General features: G+C 62.7%; 15 protein-coding genes. 3 read left to right on the top strand and 12 right to left on the bottom strand.

Annotated elements, in window-relative coordinates; all coding sequences use genetic code 11:
* Window positions 1-107: 107 nt before the first annotated feature.
* The 9 genes from O4220_RS27485 to O4220_RS27445 form a co-directional block, all read right to left on the bottom strand.
* Window positions 108-344 carry a hypothetical protein gene (locus O4220_RS27485; protein ID WP_269608712.1) on the bottom strand — a complete coding sequence of 79 codons (237 nt, stop codon included), beginning with the start codon at window positions 342-344 and terminating at the stop codon, window positions 108-110.
* Between the two features lie 414 nt (window positions 345-758).
* Entirely contained in the window at window positions 759-2,327 is a 1,569-nt protein-coding gene (locus tag O4220_RS27480; RefSeq protein ID WP_269608711.1) for a sugar ABC transporter ATP-binding protein, read from the bottom strand.
* Between the two features lie 214 nt (window positions 2,328-2,541).
* Window positions 2,542-3,543 (bottom strand): biotin-dependent carboxyltransferase family protein, encoded by a 1,002-nt coding sequence (locus O4220_RS27475; RefSeq protein WP_269608710.1) that lies wholly within the window; start codon window positions 3,541-3,543, stop codon window positions 2,542-2,544.
* Window positions 3,540-4,436, bottom strand: coding sequence for a 5-oxoprolinase subunit B family protein (locus O4220_RS27470; protein WP_269608709.1), 897 nt, complete (start codon window positions 4,434-4,436; stop codon window positions 3,540-3,542). Before O4220_RS27470 ends, O4220_RS27475 begins: the two co-directional genes overlap by 4 nt.
* Window positions 4,433-5,218, bottom strand: coding sequence for a 5-oxoprolinase subunit PxpA (locus tag O4220_RS27465; RefSeq protein ID WP_135048039.1), 786 nt, complete (start codon window positions 5,216-5,218; stop codon window positions 4,433-4,435). Before O4220_RS27465 ends, O4220_RS27470 begins: the two co-directional genes overlap by 4 nt.
* Complete coding sequence (locus tag O4220_RS27460; RefSeq protein WP_135048041.1) at window positions 5,211-6,440, bottom strand: sugar ABC transporter permease; 1,230 nt, start codon at window positions 6,438-6,440, stop codon at window positions 5,211-5,213. The genes O4220_RS27465 and O4220_RS27460 overlap by 8 nt, the downstream gene beginning before the upstream one ends.
* Before the next feature lie 50 nt (window positions 6,441-6,490).
* Window positions 6,491-7,615, bottom strand: coding sequence for a substrate-binding domain-containing protein (locus tag O4220_RS27455; protein ID WP_167735620.1), 1,125 nt, complete (start codon window positions 7,613-7,615; stop codon window positions 6,491-6,493).
* A complete protein-coding gene (locus O4220_RS27450) occupies window positions 7,612-8,106 on the bottom strand; it encodes a hypothetical protein (protein ID WP_167735621.1) in 495 nt (164 codons plus the stop codon). The genes O4220_RS27455 and O4220_RS27450 overlap by 4 nt, the downstream gene beginning before the upstream one ends.
* A 993-nt stretch (window positions 8,107-9,099) precedes the next feature.
* The gene (locus tag O4220_RS27445) at window positions 9,100-10,668 is read right to left on the bottom strand and encodes an amino acid permease (RefSeq protein ID WP_269608708.1); all 1,569 of its coding nucleotides are present in this window, start codon (window positions 10,666-10,668) and stop codon (window positions 9,100-9,102) included.
* Between the two features lie 521 nt (window positions 10,669-11,189).
* Here O4220_RS27445 and O4220_RS27440 point away from each other — a divergent pair.
* Together O4220_RS27440 and O4220_RS27435 are read left to right on the top strand one after the other, a co-directional pair.
* Window positions 11,190-12,269, top strand: coding sequence for a tartrate dehydrogenase (locus tag O4220_RS27440; RefSeq protein WP_269608707.1), 1,080 nt, complete (start codon window positions 11,190-11,192; stop codon window positions 12,267-12,269).
* A gap of 284 nt (window positions 12,270-12,553) precedes the next feature.
* Window positions 12,554-12,793 (top strand): hypothetical protein, encoded by a 240-nt coding sequence (locus O4220_RS27435; protein ID WP_269608706.1) that lies wholly within the window; start codon window positions 12,554-12,556, stop codon window positions 12,791-12,793.
* 142 nt (window positions 12,794-12,935) lie between these two features.
* On the opposite strand, the gene O4220_RS27430 is transcribed toward O4220_RS27435, so the two are convergent.
* On the bottom strand, window positions 12,936-13,892 hold the full coding sequence (locus tag O4220_RS27430) for a DMT family transporter (protein ID WP_135048049.1): 957 nt from the start codon (window positions 13,890-13,892) through the stop codon (window positions 12,936-12,938).
* A 73-nt stretch (window positions 13,893-13,965) separates the two neighbouring features.
* Here O4220_RS27430 and O4220_RS27425 point away from each other — a divergent pair, with 73 nt between their 5' ends.
* Complete coding sequence (locus O4220_RS27425) at window positions 13,966-14,883, top strand: LysR family transcriptional regulator (RefSeq protein WP_135048051.1); 918 nt, start codon at window positions 13,966-13,968, stop codon at window positions 14,881-14,883.
* A gap of 102 nt (window positions 14,884-14,985) precedes the next feature.
* Here the strand turns inward: O4220_RS27425 and O4220_RS27420 are convergent, their stop codons facing one another.
* On the bottom strand, window positions 14,986-15,312 hold the full coding sequence (locus O4220_RS27420; RefSeq protein WP_269608704.1) for a DMT family transporter: 327 nt from the start codon (window positions 15,310-15,312) through the stop codon (window positions 14,986-14,988).
* A complete protein-coding gene (locus tag O4220_RS27415) occupies window positions 15,309-15,635 on the bottom strand; it encodes a DMT family transporter (RefSeq protein ID WP_245154498.1) in 327 nt (108 codons plus the stop codon). Before O4220_RS27415 ends, O4220_RS27420 begins: the two co-directional genes overlap by 4 nt.
* Between the last annotated feature and the right edge of the window lie 172 nt (window positions 15,636-15,807).

Genomic DNA, 15,807 nt, shown 5'->3' with positions numbered 1-15,807 from the left:
GAGACGTTTACGAAGATCGGCCAATTTACCCGCAGTGGTATGGATATCGGGTTCGAACTGCGTTCTAGTGAACAATGATTGAGTCATGTCTTCCTTCGATCGGCTGTTCATCGGCTCATCCCCACGAACCGCGGGCCTGCGTGGCAACGGTGGCGACGCGTGTCACCCGAGCTGTGCCCGATCTGGCCGGACCACTCGGTGGTGTAGCTGAGGGTGTTTGTCATCGGGGGTTCCTTCCAGTTCGCGGCAGCGAGAACCTTCGTTGGGCTGTACACCGCCGATGCCAGGCTCGAGATGTCCGAGTCGAGCACCTTGGTCAGGCTGATCGCCCGAATAGGCTCCATCCGAACGGATTTCACGTGTCACGTTGCAATTCTTCGCGGCAGTTCGAGGCAATGGCTCAGTGCAACTCGATGTCGGCTTCGAGCGCACAGCACCCCAGGAGGGGAAACAGGTCGAATGCCTCGCAGACCCGCTTATCGCCGATGCTCCGGACGAATGCGCCACAGTGTGGGTGAATTTCTGTCAGGCCCCGTCGGGAAGCGCGCCCAACGCTGACCGCGCCCCGGGCTGCGTTGAACTTGCCAACCAACGTCACCTCGGGCAGCGGTGAGCTTGGTTCGTACTTGCCGCAGGTCACCGACTACGCGAGGTGCGAGATGACGGCATCGGTCGACGTCTGGGGCGCGCCAAGGCGCAGCGACGGTTGGGCACCCTGGCGGCCGTGACCGAGACCTGCTAGCGCCAGATTGTCTCGGTCACGAGTGTTCTCCTATTGCAGCGGACATGATTGTTTCTTCTTTGAAGTCTTCGCGCTTCAGTTCGGCCGTGATGTGGCCGTGCGAGAGCACCAATATGCGGTCGGCCATCCCCATGACCTCGGAGAGATCGGACGAGACCAGAAGGATGCCGCGTCCCTCGCCGGCGAATTCGTTCATCGTTTCGTAGATTCGTGCCCGGGCACCCACGTCGACGCCCAGGGTGGGTTCGTGCATGATCAGCACCTGTGGATCCGTGGCCAGCCAGCGACCGGCTATGACCTTCTGTTGGTTACCGCCGCTGAGTTCGGATATTTTCTGGTCCACGGAAGCGACGGCGATCTGCATGCCCTGACGGTGCTTGGCGGACAGGGCGAAATCGTCGCGGGCGCGGATGATCCCGAAACGCGACAGCGACGGCAGTGCGGCGATCGACATGTTCGACGACACCGACATGTGCGGCAGGATCGCGCGGTTCTTGCGGTCATCGGGGATGTAGCCGATACCGCACCCCATGGCGTCTGCAGGAGAACCGATGCGCACCGTCTCGCCGTCGCGGGTGAACCTCGCCGACGAGGCGGTGTTGCTGACCCCGAACAAACTGCGTGAGGTTTCGGTGGTACCGGATCCGACGACGCCGTAGATGCCCAGGACCTCACCGCGGTGGAGTTCGAAGCCGATGCCGTCAACCACGTCGGGCTTACCGGGGATGGAGCTGCGGACGTGCAGGTCCTGCACGGCGAACAGCACCTTGCCGGGCTCGAAGACCTGCTTGGGGTACAGGTTCTCGATGTCTTTGCCGACCATGGCCTTGATGATCGCGGCGGAATCCAGATCTCGTGCAGTGACTCCATTCTTGACCACCCGACCGTCGCGCATCACTGTGATCTTGTCCGCAATGCGGGCGATCTCCTTGAGCCGGTGCGAAATATAGATGACCAGAACGCCTTGGTCGCGAAACAGTTTGATCCGGTCGAACAGGACGTCGATCTCGGATTCGGTGAGCGCGGCGGTGGGCTCGTCGAGCACCACCACCCGGGCACCCTGGCTCATCGCGCGGGCGATGCTGACGAGTTGCTTTTGGGCCGTGGTCAACTCGCGCATGAGTTGGGTGGGATCGATGTCGAGTTTGAAGGTGGTCAGCCATTTGACGGCTTCCTTCAGCATGACGCGCCGATCCACCAGGCCCATCTTGGTGGGTTCCCGGTTGAGCAGCAGGTTCTCGGCCACCGACATCTCCGGAACCACCTGAAGTTCCTGCGGCACAAGGAAAATGCCACGAGCTTCGGCGGCACCGACGGAGTCGAACGAGACCGGCTGCCCGTCCAGGTGAAAGGTGCCGGTTGCGCCAGAGGTGGGGTAGAACCCGCCTATGAGTTTGATCAGCGTCGACTTGCCGGCGCCGTTCTCGCCGAGCAGGGCGTGCACCTCGGAGTCGCCGAATGTCAGGGAGACATCTTTCAGCGCGCGAGTGCCTCCGAAGACCTTGGAGACGTTCGATACGGCCAGCAGTGGGGCCCTGGGGGATTCGGCAGCACGGTCGCGGATGCCGGAATTCATAACAGTCATCTTGTTACACCTTGCTTACTGTCAATTGTCGGAGAATTGGATTGCGGAGCAGCTGACCCGCCGCGCGCGGCGTCGGGCACTACTGAGACCGGACGATCGCCCAGCAGCTAGAGGATTAGAGCGGGTTGCTCGAGTTCCTCGTCGACGTTCGTCGGCGATGACTGCAATCGGGGCCATGCCGGCTATCTCTTCCGGTCGGATCTGGGCGACGCAGTCATGCCGCACCGCTGGCGGTCGTGAGTTCGTCGACTTTCACCAGATATTCGGCACCGGCACAGGCGTTCTCGTGCTCGATCAGACGGTTCCGGGCACTGCCTCGGTCGATGGCGGTGAACCGGATCTGATGCCCGCCACGTACCTGTGCCAGTCGCCACATCGATGCGCCGGCAATTACATACGGCGTGATGAAGCCGCCTTGGCTGGGTCCGTCTACCGGTAGGACGATCGGCGAGGTGCCCGCCAGATTCACCCCACCGAGTGGATAGCCGGTGTTCACCACATTCGACGGGTCGCCGCCGTTGTCCGGGGGTTTGTTCAGGGCGCGGTCCGAGAATTCCAGCGCAGGACCTACCAAGCGGCATCCGGTGCGATCACTTTGAGCGGTGACCGTCCACGGTGCGTCGAGGAAAGCCCGGTGTCCCGCCGGAGTCAGCCAGTCGCTGTGTGGGCCGAGTACCACGTCGATGGCGACGTAATGGGCGAAGTCGGGGACTGCGGGCGGCGCAAGCAGTCGCGGCGGCACGGGCCCGGTCCGGGCGACCGGGATCTGCATGCCAGCAGCCAGGGCCCGGCCGCCGATCCCGCCGATGCCCGCCCGCACGAACGTGGATCTACTGCCCAGAACCGGCGTCGAGCGAATGCCGCCGGCGATCGTCAGGTAGCTACGGATACCGCGGACAGCGGTGCCGATGTTCAGGACCTGTCCCGCCCGCACTTCGACCGTCTGCCACATGGGCAGTGGCCTGCCGTCGAGTGTCGCGTCGGTGACGGCACCGGTCAATGCCACCGTCGAGGCCACGTCGAACTTGAGAGTGGGGCCGATGAGCTGAATCTCGAGGCCGGCAGCCGACACGGCGTTGCCCAAGAGTGCGTTGCCGATTCGAAAGGACCGATCGTCATACGGGCCCGAGGGCGGAATCCCCACAGCACGAAGTCCACGCCGACCGGGGAAGTCCTGGACGGTGGTTTCCAGGCCCGGCGCTATCACATGAATCATGTTGCGTCTCCGTGGTTCTGGTGAATTCCGTATTGTTCGTGGTAGCGGTGCAGATCGAAGACCTCCGACCCGAGTGTGGTGTGCTCGAATTCCCCGTTGTCGACCTGCGCTTCGATCGCCGTGAATTCGTCGGCGTCGATTCGGCGGAACCGCACTCGGTCACCGGGACGGAACAGCACCACTGATCCGTCGAATCCTGTTTGCGCTGTCCGGTCCAGACCGTAGATGGGCGTAGGGGTCCGTCCGATCAGGTGGTACCCACCGGGGGTCTCGAGTGGGTAGATCGAGGTGAAACCGCCACCGACACCGACACCGCCACGAACCGTCCAGATGCGCGGCGGGTCGTATTTGGGGACGAACAGCCTCTTGTCCGGATCGAGCGGAAACATGTCCGGCAGTCCCGGCCAGAACCCCACTCCAGCCACCCAGTGCTCGGTGGAACTGTGCCGCTCGTAGAGTTCCTCGCAGCCGTCGAGCCGGTTGGAGCGGGCGACGAAGGTGGGGTTGTGTTCGATCGGCGCGACCTTCTCGCGGTAGTCCTGCACACAGGCTTCCGACCAGGGATCGCCGTAATACACCGGAATTTCGACGAGCCGGGACCGGTGCGACAGTTCCATATCGTCACCGATCGCCTCGACCAGCGCGTGGCATCGCCGCTCCACCGTCTCGGCGTCGACCACCAGCGGGTCCAGTCCCAGCAGCACAGACGCGAACATTGGAACCACATCGGTCACACCGTCGATGGCTGCATCGTCGATCAGTTCCGCCAACCGCAGGGTGCGCAAACTCATCCGCAACCCGCCGGTCCTGCCGAGTTCGATCAGCAGATGCTGCTCACCGCATGGCAGGACGCGGATCTCACCGGCGTCCTGAACTACCGAGTCTGCACTCACGTCCGGTCGCCACCCTCCCACGGGCGTTGCCCGTCCTCGGTGAGGATCGACCACAATGCGGCCGCTACTTCCGGGGCGTTGGGTCCGTCACTGTGCATGCAGACCACGGTGGCGTCGAAATGCAGCCGGGTGCTGCCGTCGTTTGCCGACGTTGTGCCGCTGGATACGACGTCGCGCATCCTGTCACTCATCTCGGCGATGTCGACCGGTTCCGGGTTGCGGGTGATTACCAGCTTGCCGTCGGGTGTGTACTCGCGGTCGGCAGTGAATTCATCGACCGGGTTGAGTCCACGTTGGCGGGCGATCTCGAAGGTAGGTGTGTTCTTCATGGCGATCCACGGCAATCCGGGATCGAGGATCTCCACCGCGTCGGCGAACGCGTGCGCCAGTTCGGGTTCCCACAGCATCGAGTAGAGCACCCCGTGCGGTTTGACGTGCGACATGGTGGTGCCGGCCGCCGTGAGCACTGCTTGCAACGCCCCCAGTTGATAGAGCACCATGTCGGTGAGTTCGGCGGGAGCCACATCCAGACGACGCCGGCCGAATCCCTGGAGATCGGGTAGCGAGGGATGGGCACCACAGAGAACACCGTGTGTCACTGCTGAATCCGCGGCCCTCCGCATGGTCGACGGGTCGCCGCCGTGGTAGCCGCACGCGATGTTGGCGGTGGACAGATATTGCATCACCTCGTCGTCGTGGCCGACACGCAGCCGGCCGTAGGACTCGCCGAGGTCGCAGTTGATGCCCCTCCGCAGGTGCCGTTGCGGCCACTGGTCAGGCATGTGCGCGCCGTCCCCGGATGTCGATGTACACGGCAACCAGCAGTACCACTCCGGTGACGATCATCTGGTACGAGGAATCGATGTTCATCAGGCCCATGCCGTTGATCAGCGTCTCCAACAACAGGGCCCCGAACACGGCACCGGTGGCGGTACCGACCCCGCCGAACAGGCTGGTGCCACCGATCACGGCCGCACCGATCACGGAAAGTTCAAGTCCAACACCGGCATTGGGGCTGCCGACGCCGGAACGCGAGAGCATCATCAGGCCGGCGATGCCGTACAGCACACCCATGAAAACGAAGACGATGAAGGTCAGTTTGCGGGCATTGATGCCGGCGTAGCGTGCCGCCTCGGCGTTGCCGCCGATTGCATACAGGGACCGGCCGAACCGGGTGCGTGCCAACATGAATGTCACGACCACCAGTACCACGACCATGATGGCCGACGGTAACGGTGCGCCCCGGTAAGAGGCCATGACCAGGGTCGCGGCCAGCGCGGCGACAAAGGTCAGCGCGGCCGGTATCACCACGATGGAGGTTATCGAGGCCTCGATGCCGGCATCCTGGCGGGCGCGGAATTCGCGGTACTTCGCCCAGATGAACGCTGCCAACAGCAGTACGATCAGCGGCACGAACACCCAGGTCGACAGGTAGGTCTGCGAGATGAACGACACCGACGATCCCGCGGACACCGTGGAACCATCCGTCAGGGCCAGGGCGAGCCCACGCAGGCCGAGCAATGAACCCAGGGTGACGATGAAGGACGGAACGCCCAGCACGGCAACCCAGAATCCTTGCCAGACACCGATCACCATCCCGACCCCGATGGTCATCAGGATCAGCACGGGCGTCGACAGCGACAGCCCGAAGCCGTTTGTCGAATCGACCAGCAGCGCCGAGAACACTGCGCAGAACCCCACCGAGGATCCGACCGACAGGTCGATGTGGCCGCAGACCATGATCATGACCACGCCGGCGGCGAGCAGTGCAGTGATCGCAACCTGAACTGTAAGTGTAGTGAGGTTCCGTGGGGTCAGGAACAGCCCATCGGTCAGCACTTGGAAAACCAACCACATCAGGATCAGTACACCGATCAGGGTCAGTGCCCGCAATTGGCTTACGGGGACGCCGAACCTGTTGAACCCGCGGTGACCAGGTGCGTCACCGCCCTTCGGTGGGGCCTGTGGTGCTGAAGGAGTGGGGTCATTGGTAGTTGTTGTCATTGAAGGTTCCTCACCTCATCGAATTTGGTCTGATGCTGCGGTTGGGCTGACTACAGGCCCACTGCGGCGGGCGTTGTCCACCAGGGGTTCTCGTCGACGAACTGGGCAACCGAAATCGAGTCGGGCAGCGCGCCGTCTTTGGTCACGTTCCGCAGGGGAGTCTTGAAGAACGGAATGGTCTCCCCACTGCCGTTGTCGTAGGTGTCGCCGTCCCACGACTTGCCTTCGAGGGCGTTGAAGAGCAGTTGCGCGGAGTTGCGCCCCATCTGGTCGAAGGCGGTCCAGGCACTGACGTGGGCGTCGCCACCGAGGATGAGTTTGAGCATCTCGGGCTCGCAGTCCTCGCCGGAGACGATAATTTTGCCGGCGAGTCCCTGGGCACGGATAGCCTGGACGATCCCGTAGGTCATGCAATCGCAGTAGGAGAGGACGCCGGCGAGTTGGTTGCCCGATATGGTCAGTGCCTGCTCGATCTGTTTCTGCGCCAGATCGCCGGACCAGGCCCGGTTCCACTGATCGGACACCACCGCGATGGTTCCGGAATCGATCATCGGCTTGAGGATGTTCATCCCGCCTTCGGCCTTGAGCTGGGCCATATCGGTGCCCTCTTCGCCCTTGGCAATGGCGTAATTACCCTCCGGGGCCATCGCAACCATCGCAGCACCGAGCATTTCGCCGAGCGCAATCCCGTCCCGGGCGGAGACTCCGGCAAGTTTGGCCTCGGGAACCACATAGTTGTGCGCAATTACAGGGACTCCCGCGCTGTTGGCCATCTGCACCATCGCCTTCGCGGCGTCGACGTTCACCGGTGCCAGCACGAGTCCCTCGATGCCCTGGTTGAGCGCATTCTCGACCTGCTTGAGTTGCAGGTCTACATCGTTGTTCGACGACTGGATCGGCATCGGGTTCATACCGAGCGCCTGGGCCTCCTGGATGAAGAAGGGCCCGTCCGCGGCCTTCCAACGCACGGCGTCGTAGGTCGGTACGATCATGGCGACTTTGTAACCGCCACTGCCGCCGCCCTCTTTCGCGCAGGCAGTCAAGGAACTACCGGCGAATGTGGCGGCGGCTGCGCCGGCAGCCAGCCCCAGGGCGCGGCGCCGGTTCATCACGAACTTGTCCGACGGACTGCTCGAGTTGCGGCTGAACGGATTGAGTTTACTGGGAGTCTTCATTTCTGAGTTCTTTCGGTTTGTGAGAGGTGCCCGGTGAAAGGTGGTGCGTACGGTTCTTGTAGGCAGCGAAGCAGCGTCGTAGCGGTCGGTGCCTGATCGCGCACGCAGCGGATCTGGGTGATGAGCGGACCGTGCTGCCAGGCAAATGCCCAGCGGGTGGAATGCCAAAATCCGTCGTCGATCGGCTCTTCGTAGCACTCGCCGTGGATGACGTGTATGTCGTTGCGACTGAACGGGATCCGAGTGTGAGGCAGGTTGGTTACCCGAAGCTCCTCGGCCAGTGGGACGAACCATGCCCGCTGGGTGAGCCGGAAGAAGCGCCCGCCGTCGGCGGACCTGAAGGAGAATTCCACGCCACCCCCCGACGCGAACGCAGCGGCACGGTCCAGTTGGTAGCCCGAGGGCAGCAGTGTCGGCAGCTGTGGTCGCAGGCCGGCCTCGTCCGCCAGTGCGGCGGCGATACTGTGTTCCTCTGAGGTAGTGCGCCGCACGCTACGCGCGTAAATTCGGGACCTCGAGGCGACTGACAGCAGGAACCATCGCGCGGTACGCGACAAGTCGCGGCGGCGTCGGTCACGAACCTTGTCGTCGAATCGATACATATCGGAGCCCGACGGATGAGTGCCAGTTGTCGGGTCTGGTGCTATCACGGCTACGTTTGCCTCTCGCCGATGGTCGATCACTTGATTGTCCATCAATCAACAATGACTGTATGGGCCAGTGTGATTGAGAGTCAAGAGATAGTTGGCAGTGAGCGTGTCGTAGATCTCACGGAGAGGCTCTTGCCAGCCGTTTTACCTGGGATTAACATGGTCGGTTCTCTGAATGGGGTCGGTTGCGTGCATGTGCCATTGCTGTCCGTGGCCACATGGAAGTCCTCGATTACCAGAGATCACTGCTTCTGAGTTTTCGAGCGTTTCCACCCGTATTCGTGCTGTCGATCAGGAACTTCTGTTTCGGGCGGTGACGGAGAGTTCTCGTTTGTCGTCGGCAGAGTGAACAGCGGCGGGCTCACTGGGATCGGTGGTCGTGAACGTTCGCAGAGTGCGAATGTCGGTCACCGTCTCCACGACGACACCGTCCGTCGACGTGAGCGCGCCGGCACCGCCGGATCCGGTGCTTTCGACTCGGTTCCGTTGGCGGATGGCTATCGAATCACGCGCACGGCATGGGCTGGTCGACGGGAGCATCGAATCGGAGAGTCGAACCGATGATCGGCGGAACGCAATGTCAGTTCGTTTACGCTGCCGACCGTTCAAAGGTGAGGATGTCAGTAGTCGGCTCGCCACAGTGGGTTTCGAACGGAGGACATAGCAAGACGTTGGCCCTCATCGGGAATCGGTGACGATCACAGTCGACGAGGGTGACGCCGTCGAAACTGCCCTTTTCTGACGTCGACCTTCCAGAACTGTCCGGCTGAGAGCACCGGGCCCCTGAGCGTCAAGGCACGAGTGGCCCGGTGCATGTAACCGCGGGTAAGCGCTCTAAGTGAGGTCGAGTTCTCCGGCAACGGCTGTGACCTGCTTGATCGGTCCGGTGAACCATTTCTTCACCGACGCGTGCCAGTAGAAAAACAGCAGGATCAGCACGCCGCCGACGAGTAGCGGGGTGTAGTTGACGAACTTCCACTCGAAGCTCGGGTCCCACGGCACACCGCCCAACGAGGTCGGGAACATGGCAATGATCGAGGTGACAACGATCTCGACGAGCGCGACGGGTGCCATCCACTTGTGGTGACCGCGCAGATTCCATTTGCCGACGGGGAACGAGTCACCGGCCTTCCAGCGGAAGTAGATCGGCACAGCGAAGCACAGGTACAAGCCGACGACGCCGATGGAGGCTACGGCGAAGAACGCGACCGGAACGGGTGCGCCGTTGACGTCGACCTCGACCAGCGCCGGCAACGTGATGACTGCCGCGAGCGCGGCGGTGACGATCACGCCGTTGGCAGGAATCTTGTTCTTGCTGACCTTCGACCACAGCTGATGACCCGGTACCGCGCGGTCGCGGCTGAACGCGAACAGCATCCGCGAACTACTGGTCTGGATGGCAGTGAGGCAGAACAGCTGACCAGCCGTCGAGATCAGCAACACGACGCCCACCCACGGCGAGCTCATCGCCTGGCTGAAGATCACCGCGACCGCACCACCACCCGCGGACACCGCATCCGAATCGTTAACTGCGAACAGGAAGGTGAGCAACAGGATCCAGCCGCCGATGGCGGAGTAGACGATGGCCCGCCAAATTCCCTTGGCGGCTCCGTCGGCCGCGCCCTTGGTTTCCTCGGAGATGTGCGCGGACGCGTCGTAGCCGGTGATCGTGTACTGGGTAAGGATCGCCGAGATCGGCAGTACGAAGATCAGCCAGCCGACCCCGGACGTGGCACCGTTGAACATTCCGGTGTTGTTGACGGTCTTGGCGAAGACGTCGGACAGGCTGGCGTGTTGCTTGGGTACCACGATGAGGATGGCGATGACGCAGGTTGCGCCCGCCACGTGCCACCAAACCGAAATGTTGTTGATGACGGCCAGTAGGTGCGAGGAGAAGATATTGATGGTCGCCGACATAGCCAGGATCACGAGGAAGATGACGAAGACTCTCGTCAGGCTGTACCCGGCCAGCCACGTCTCGCTGAAGGTGCCGAGGGTGAGGTCGAGGAACGTCGCCGCGCCGTAGGCCGTCGACGCGAGGATGGCGATGAGGCCGATGATGTTCAGCCAGCCGGTGTAAAAGCCGGCCTTGGCGCCTCCGAGTTTGCTTGCCCACCAGTAGATGCCGCCTGAGGTGGGGTAGGCCGACACCAGTTCGGACATGCACAGTCCAATAAACAGGATGAACACCGACACGATGGGCCAACCCCAGGCGATGGCGGCAGGCCCCCCATTGTTCCAGCCGAGCCCGAACGAGGTGAAGCAGCCCGCCAGTATGGAGATGATTGAGAACGAGATGGCGAAGTTGCTGAAGCTCGACCAGGAGCGATTCAGCTCCTGGGTGTAGCCGAGTGATGCGAGGTGTTTTTCGTCGTCGGACAGTTCTTCGTGACCCTGTGGCACAGTATTTCTCCTTCTTGGGGAGCGCCCACGAGGACGTTCGCTGCAGGAGATTAAAGCACTGACGAACTAATGATTGTCAGACAATCAGCATTCGCGTAACGTCTGTTGTGTGCACGGCGTGATCGGCAACCGACTGGCAGGCCCGTTCTGGGAGGCCGAACCCGCTACGTGGACCAACCCAATGGGCCGAAAACGCCTCCTTGTCAGCGTTCACGGGTGACGTCGATGCGTCGACTGCCTACCGCGCGTGACGATACGTTCCATGTCCGGGCCCACTCGGGGAGTTCAGCGTCGAGGTGGCGCACCCCGACGACGACCCGTTGACGATCAATCTGCCGACCGTGTCAGCGGCGCTGGACGAACCGAGGAACAGCGAGTGCTCACCGTCGCGGGCCCGCACCGTGCGGCCCGAATGCTCAGTTGTCTTCCGGGGATCCTGCTGCCGCAAGCGGTAGTCACCGCAGCTCGATGACCCGCTCAGGCAAGCCAACCCGCCCATCCCTTCCGTAAGGATTTTCAGTATGTCCACCACTCACCGCATCGCCGTCATTCCCGGTGATGGCATCGGCACAGAAGTAGTGCCCGAAGGTCTGCGCGTTTTGGACGCCGCCGCCTCTGCGTTCGACTTCGACCTCGACTACGAACACTTCGATCACTCCAGCGCCGCCTATTACTCCCAACACGGAAAGATGTTGCCCGACAATTGGTTCGACGATCTTCGACGGTTCGACGCAATCTTCTTCGGCGCAGTCGGCTGGCCGGATGTGGTGCCCGATCACGTCTCGCTGTGGGGCAGTCTGCTTCAGTTCCGGCGGGCGTTCGACCAGTACGTGAACCTGCGGCCGGTCCGGTCGATGCCGGGAGTGCGCAGCCCGCTCGCCGGCCGCGAGCCCGGTGACGTCGACTTCTACGTCGTGCGAGAGAACACCGAGGGGGAGTACTCCAGCGTCGGCGGCAAGATGTTCGAGGGCACCGAGCGCGAGATCGTGATGCAGGAGACGGTCATGACGCGCGTCGGCGTCGACCGAATCCTCCGGTACGCCTTCGATCTTGCGCAGAGCCGACCCAAGCGGCACCTCACCTCGGCCACGAAGAGCAACGGCATCTCGATTTCCATGCCGTACTGGGACGAGCGCGTGCGGGCGATGTCCACCAACTATCCCGGCGTCGGCGTGGACAAATATCACATCGACATCCTGACGGCGAACTTCGTCTTGCATCCCGACTGGTTCGACGTCGTCGTCGCGTCGAACCTCTTCGGCGACATCCTGTCCGACCTCGGACCGGCGTGCACCGGCACCATCGGCATCGCGCCGAGTGCAAACATCAACCCGGAGCGACGCTTCCCGAGCTTGTTCGAACCCGTGCACGGCTCGGCTCCCGATATCGCCGGCCGAGGCGTCGCCAACCCTATCGGCCAAATTTGGTGCGCCTCCATGATGTTGACGCACCTCGGCGAAAACCGCGCTGCCGCAGCAGTACTCGTGGCAGTCGAAACAGTTCTGGCCAAAGGCGGGGATACCCTGACTCCGGACATGGGTGGTTCGGCCGGCACCGACACCCTCGGTAAGGCCATCGCCGACGCCGTGGCGGCCTCGTGAGCCTCCACTACATGATTCCACCTCGGGACCGCCCGCTACACGATTCACCGAGATGTTGTTCGAATTCAGCTGCGACGGCGACATCGGTCGGACTTCACACACGGCTCTCGTCCTCTTGTGAACGCGTCGGAGTCTTCCGAACAGTGTCACTCGATCCACGAGGTAGTGGGACCAGTAATAGGGTCCAGAAGCTCCGACGAATTCACAATGGACTTTCACGCAAGGACTCGCTCCTGAACCTTGGTGATCTGCTGACTGACGCCGTCGGGAAGAGGTGTTGAGCAGTGGTTTCCGAACAATCGAGTGATCCGCTGGTTGCGTTTGCTGTCGTGTGGGAGCCGTTCGGGGGAGCGTCGGCATCGGACGTATTCGTCGAGTTCGGACTCGGAATGGGTGAGTACCGCCGACGGTTGCGAGAGCAATTGAACGGATCAGCCGGAGACTGCGTCGAACCAGCGGTGCGTCATCGACTGGTCGAGTATTCACGCCGTCCGGCAAAACCCGAGAGCCGCGTCGGCGAATAGCGCAGGTGTAGTCGCGATTCGCCGTGCCTTGATGGGCCGTGACGTCGCCGTCCGTACCGTGGAACTAGCTGGTCCACTTCAAGGCGTGCTCGGGTGACATCCGTTCCTCGGCGCTCGAACGGGCAAACGGCGAGATGCGGCGTCACCTCGCCCGTCCGGTGGAAAACCTCGAACCCCACGAGTGCTCGACCGGGCGGCGATGTGTGGCACCCCAGATCGCGATCACGACCACCGTACAGCCCACGAACTGCATCATCGTTGGCTTCTCACGCAAGATCAGCACACCGAGCAAGACCGTCAATACCGGCTGGACCAGCAACAACGTTGCCCCCACTTCCGACGGCAACGACGGCAGTGCGTGTCCGATGAGCATCCACCCGAGGACCTGGCCGACGACGGCGAGAGCGATCAGCCACGGCACCGCCCTCCACCCTGGGGTGAGGTCCACTGCGCCCCAGATCGAGCCGACCATCGACCCGGACACTCCTGCGGTGACCGTGGAAACCAGGACCCCGGTCGTGGAGTGCGCACCGTCCCGATCGCGCCCCGCGGTGAAGATGTACACCCCGTACGCCACCCCGGACCCCAGCGCCAAACCCACACCGAGAACGAGACTTTGGTCGTGCGGATTCGACACCGCACCGGAGGCAAGGGCGATGCCTACGAACAGCACGGGCACAGCGAGAACGAACTGCCCGGGTACCCGTGCTCGCAGAATCATCCATGCCAGCACGGGAACGACGACCACCTGCACACTCATCACGACGGTCGAGATACCGGCGCCGATGAGCGAGATCGACTGCGACCACAGTGCGAAGTCAACACCGAGGAACAGTCCACCGATTGCGTGCATGAGCACCGAACGCGCCGGTGGGCGGCCGCGGCGGACGAGCTCTCTCCGTGCCAGGACCGCGAGGACAGGAAGCGCCACCACACACCGGAAGAAGGTCGCCGTGGCAGGGGAGACGTCGGCGAGTCCGATGAAGATGCCGGTCGACGAGATCGCCAGCGTTCCGGCGAGCACGAGAACTCGCGGATCGACGGGGATTGGCCGAGGCGCGGCGGAAGATGTCTTGGACGAAGCGATGTCGATACTCACATGTCCATTCTCGGTAGCGAGAAGATAAAGCACAATTGAATGTTTGTGACTTTAAAGGAGTAGTATTGCTACTGTGTTGAACGTGGAGCGGGTACGTGCGCTGTGCAGTGTCGCCGAGCATGGCTCGGTCGCTGAAGCTGCCCGTCAGCTGCATGTGACCGCCTCGGGCGTCTCACAACAGCTGGCGAAGCTCGAACGCGAGGTGGGCGTCGAACTGTTGACGCAGGCCGGGCGCGGAGTGCAGCTGACCGAGGCGGGGCGTGTTCTCGCCCAGCGCGGGCAACAGATCCTGGCGTTGATCGCTACCTCCGAGGCCGAGATCGCGTCGCTGGGCGTCGACGTGGCAGGAGAGCTGCGGATCGGGTCGTTCTCCTCCGCGACGCGTTCGGTGATACCCCGGGCGTTGGCCGTGCTGCGCGAGCGGCACTCCCGACTCGAGGTGTCGTTCGTGGCCGGTGATGCCGAGGATCTGTTGCGCGACATCGAGCGCCGGCACCTGGACGTGGCATTGGTCGACAGCTGGGTCACGCTGCCTCTGCGGTTGCCGGAGGGCACGCGCCACACGCTCGTGCACGAGGATGTCGCTGACGTCGCTCTGCCGGCCGACCACCCTGAATCCGGTTCCGAGACAGTCGATTTGACTAACCTGGCCGACATGCCCTGGACAACGTGGAGGAAGGGTGAGTCCTTTCATCTGTGGTTGGTGCAGACCTTGCGCACTCGTGGCGTGGAGCCGCTCATCAGGTACGAGGTCCCAGAGTTCGCGGCCCAGCTCGAATTTGTCGCAAGCGGCCTCGCAGCGTCCCTGTTGCCACGTCTGGCGCGGGTGCACGTTCCCGAGAACGTCGCGATCAGGGCGGTCGATCCACCGCTGCGCCGAGAGATCTACGCGCTGTGGCGCGCCGACAACAGTCGGCCGTCGATCGAGGCCGCAGTTCAGGCACTGCGGGAGGTGTTCGAGCAGACCCCGGCCCGTGTACCGCGCACGTGAAAAGGCACCGGCGGGCGAGGTCATCGCTGGGCGGGGCACGTCGTCTCGACCGGGTTCTCCAGTGCAGCGTGTATTGGTACCGCAACCGATCCCGGCAGGCGCTCAGAGAGTGATCGAACTTGTTTCTATGAGCAGTACTCCACCTATGATCACAGCGATACCAGCTGCCATGACCCAGTTCAACGGCTCTTTGAACAACAGACGCCCAGCGACAGCGGTCAGTGCTACGCCGCAGGCAGCCCAGATTCCGTACGCGACACCGACGGCCAAGCCGGCCGACAGTGTTGCGGACAGCAGGGCGAACGCGATCACGTATCCCGAAACAACTGGGAGAAACCAAATTCTCTTACGCCCGCCCTCGGACGCACGAAGTGCAAGCGTGGCAGCGACCTCTGAGGCGATTGCGCCGGACAACAGCCACCAGGTCATCCGGAGACTCCTTCTCGTGCCCGACCGGAGCCGAACTCGACCAGCAAAACGCCCCCGATGACGAATGCGATCCCGACGATCATGGTGGCGGTCAACGGTTCACCGAACAGGACGGTTCCAGAGACGGCAGTCAATGCAATTCCCGACGCTGCCCAAATCCCATAGGTCTTTCCGACCGGCGCGCCTGCACGAAGAATCAAAGACAACAACACGAACGAAATGCAGTACCCGGCGACGACCACGACGTACCATATGGGCGCATCGAGCGCGGCTTTCATGGACAGAGCCGCGGCCGTTTCCGACAGAATTGCCGCGGTAAGCATCAGCCATATCCTGTTCCGCACGCACTCTCCCTGGATCGACGAATCTTCGAACGCCCCCATGCAGCCAGCCGATCTATCGGCGGGCTCCACGGCTTACCCGCAGCGGGGTGGGCTTACGCGACTGCGCCTACTGCTGGTGGTTGCGGTGGGCGCAGTCGTCTTTGTGGTTCAG

The organism is Rhodococcus ruber (assembly GCF_027270735.1).
GTDB classification, from domain to species: domain Bacteria; phylum Actinomycetota; class Actinomycetes; order Mycobacteriales; family Mycobacteriaceae; genus Rhodococcoides; species Rhodococcoides rubrum_A.
The sequence above is the reverse complement of the archived record's forward strand: the minus strand, read 5'-3'. Positions and strand labels throughout refer to the sequence as shown.

Excerpts from the sequence above, each read along its gene's own strand:
- O4220_RS27485 (WP_269608712.1), bottom strand. The coding sequence starts at position 344 with ATGGAGCCTATTCGGGCGATCAGCCTGACCAAGGTGCTCGACTCGGAC.
- O4220_RS27480 (WP_269608711.1), bottom strand. The coding sequence starts at position 2,327 with ATGACTGTTATGAATTCCGGCATCCGCGACCGTGCTGCCGAATCCCCC.
- O4220_RS27475 (WP_269608710.1), bottom strand. The coding sequence starts at position 3,543 with ATGATTCATGTGATAGCGCCGGGCCTGGAAACCACCGTCCAGGACTTC.
- O4220_RS27465 (WP_135048039.1), bottom strand. The coding sequence starts at position 5,218 with ATGCCTGACCAGTGGCCGCAACGGCACCTGCGGAGGGGCATCAACTGC.
- O4220_RS27460 (WP_135048041.1), bottom strand. The coding sequence starts at position 6,440 with ATGACAACAACTACCAATGACCCCACTCCTTCAGCACCACAGGCCCCA.
- O4220_RS27455 (WP_167735620.1), bottom strand. The coding sequence starts at position 7,615 with ATGAAGACTCCCAGTAAACTCAATCCGTTCAGCCGCAACTCGAGCAGT.
- O4220_RS27440 (WP_269608707.1), top strand. The coding sequence starts at position 11,190 with ATGTCCACCACTCACCGCATCGCCGTCATTCCCGGTGATGGCATCGGC.
- O4220_RS27420 (WP_269608704.1), bottom strand. The coding sequence starts at position 15,312 with ATGACCTGGTGGCTGTTGTCCGGCGCAATCGCCTCAGAGGTCGCTGCC.
- O4220_RS27415 (WP_245154498.1), bottom strand. The coding sequence starts at position 15,635 with ATGCTTACCGCGGCAATTCTGTCGGAAACGGCCGCGGCTCTGTCCATG.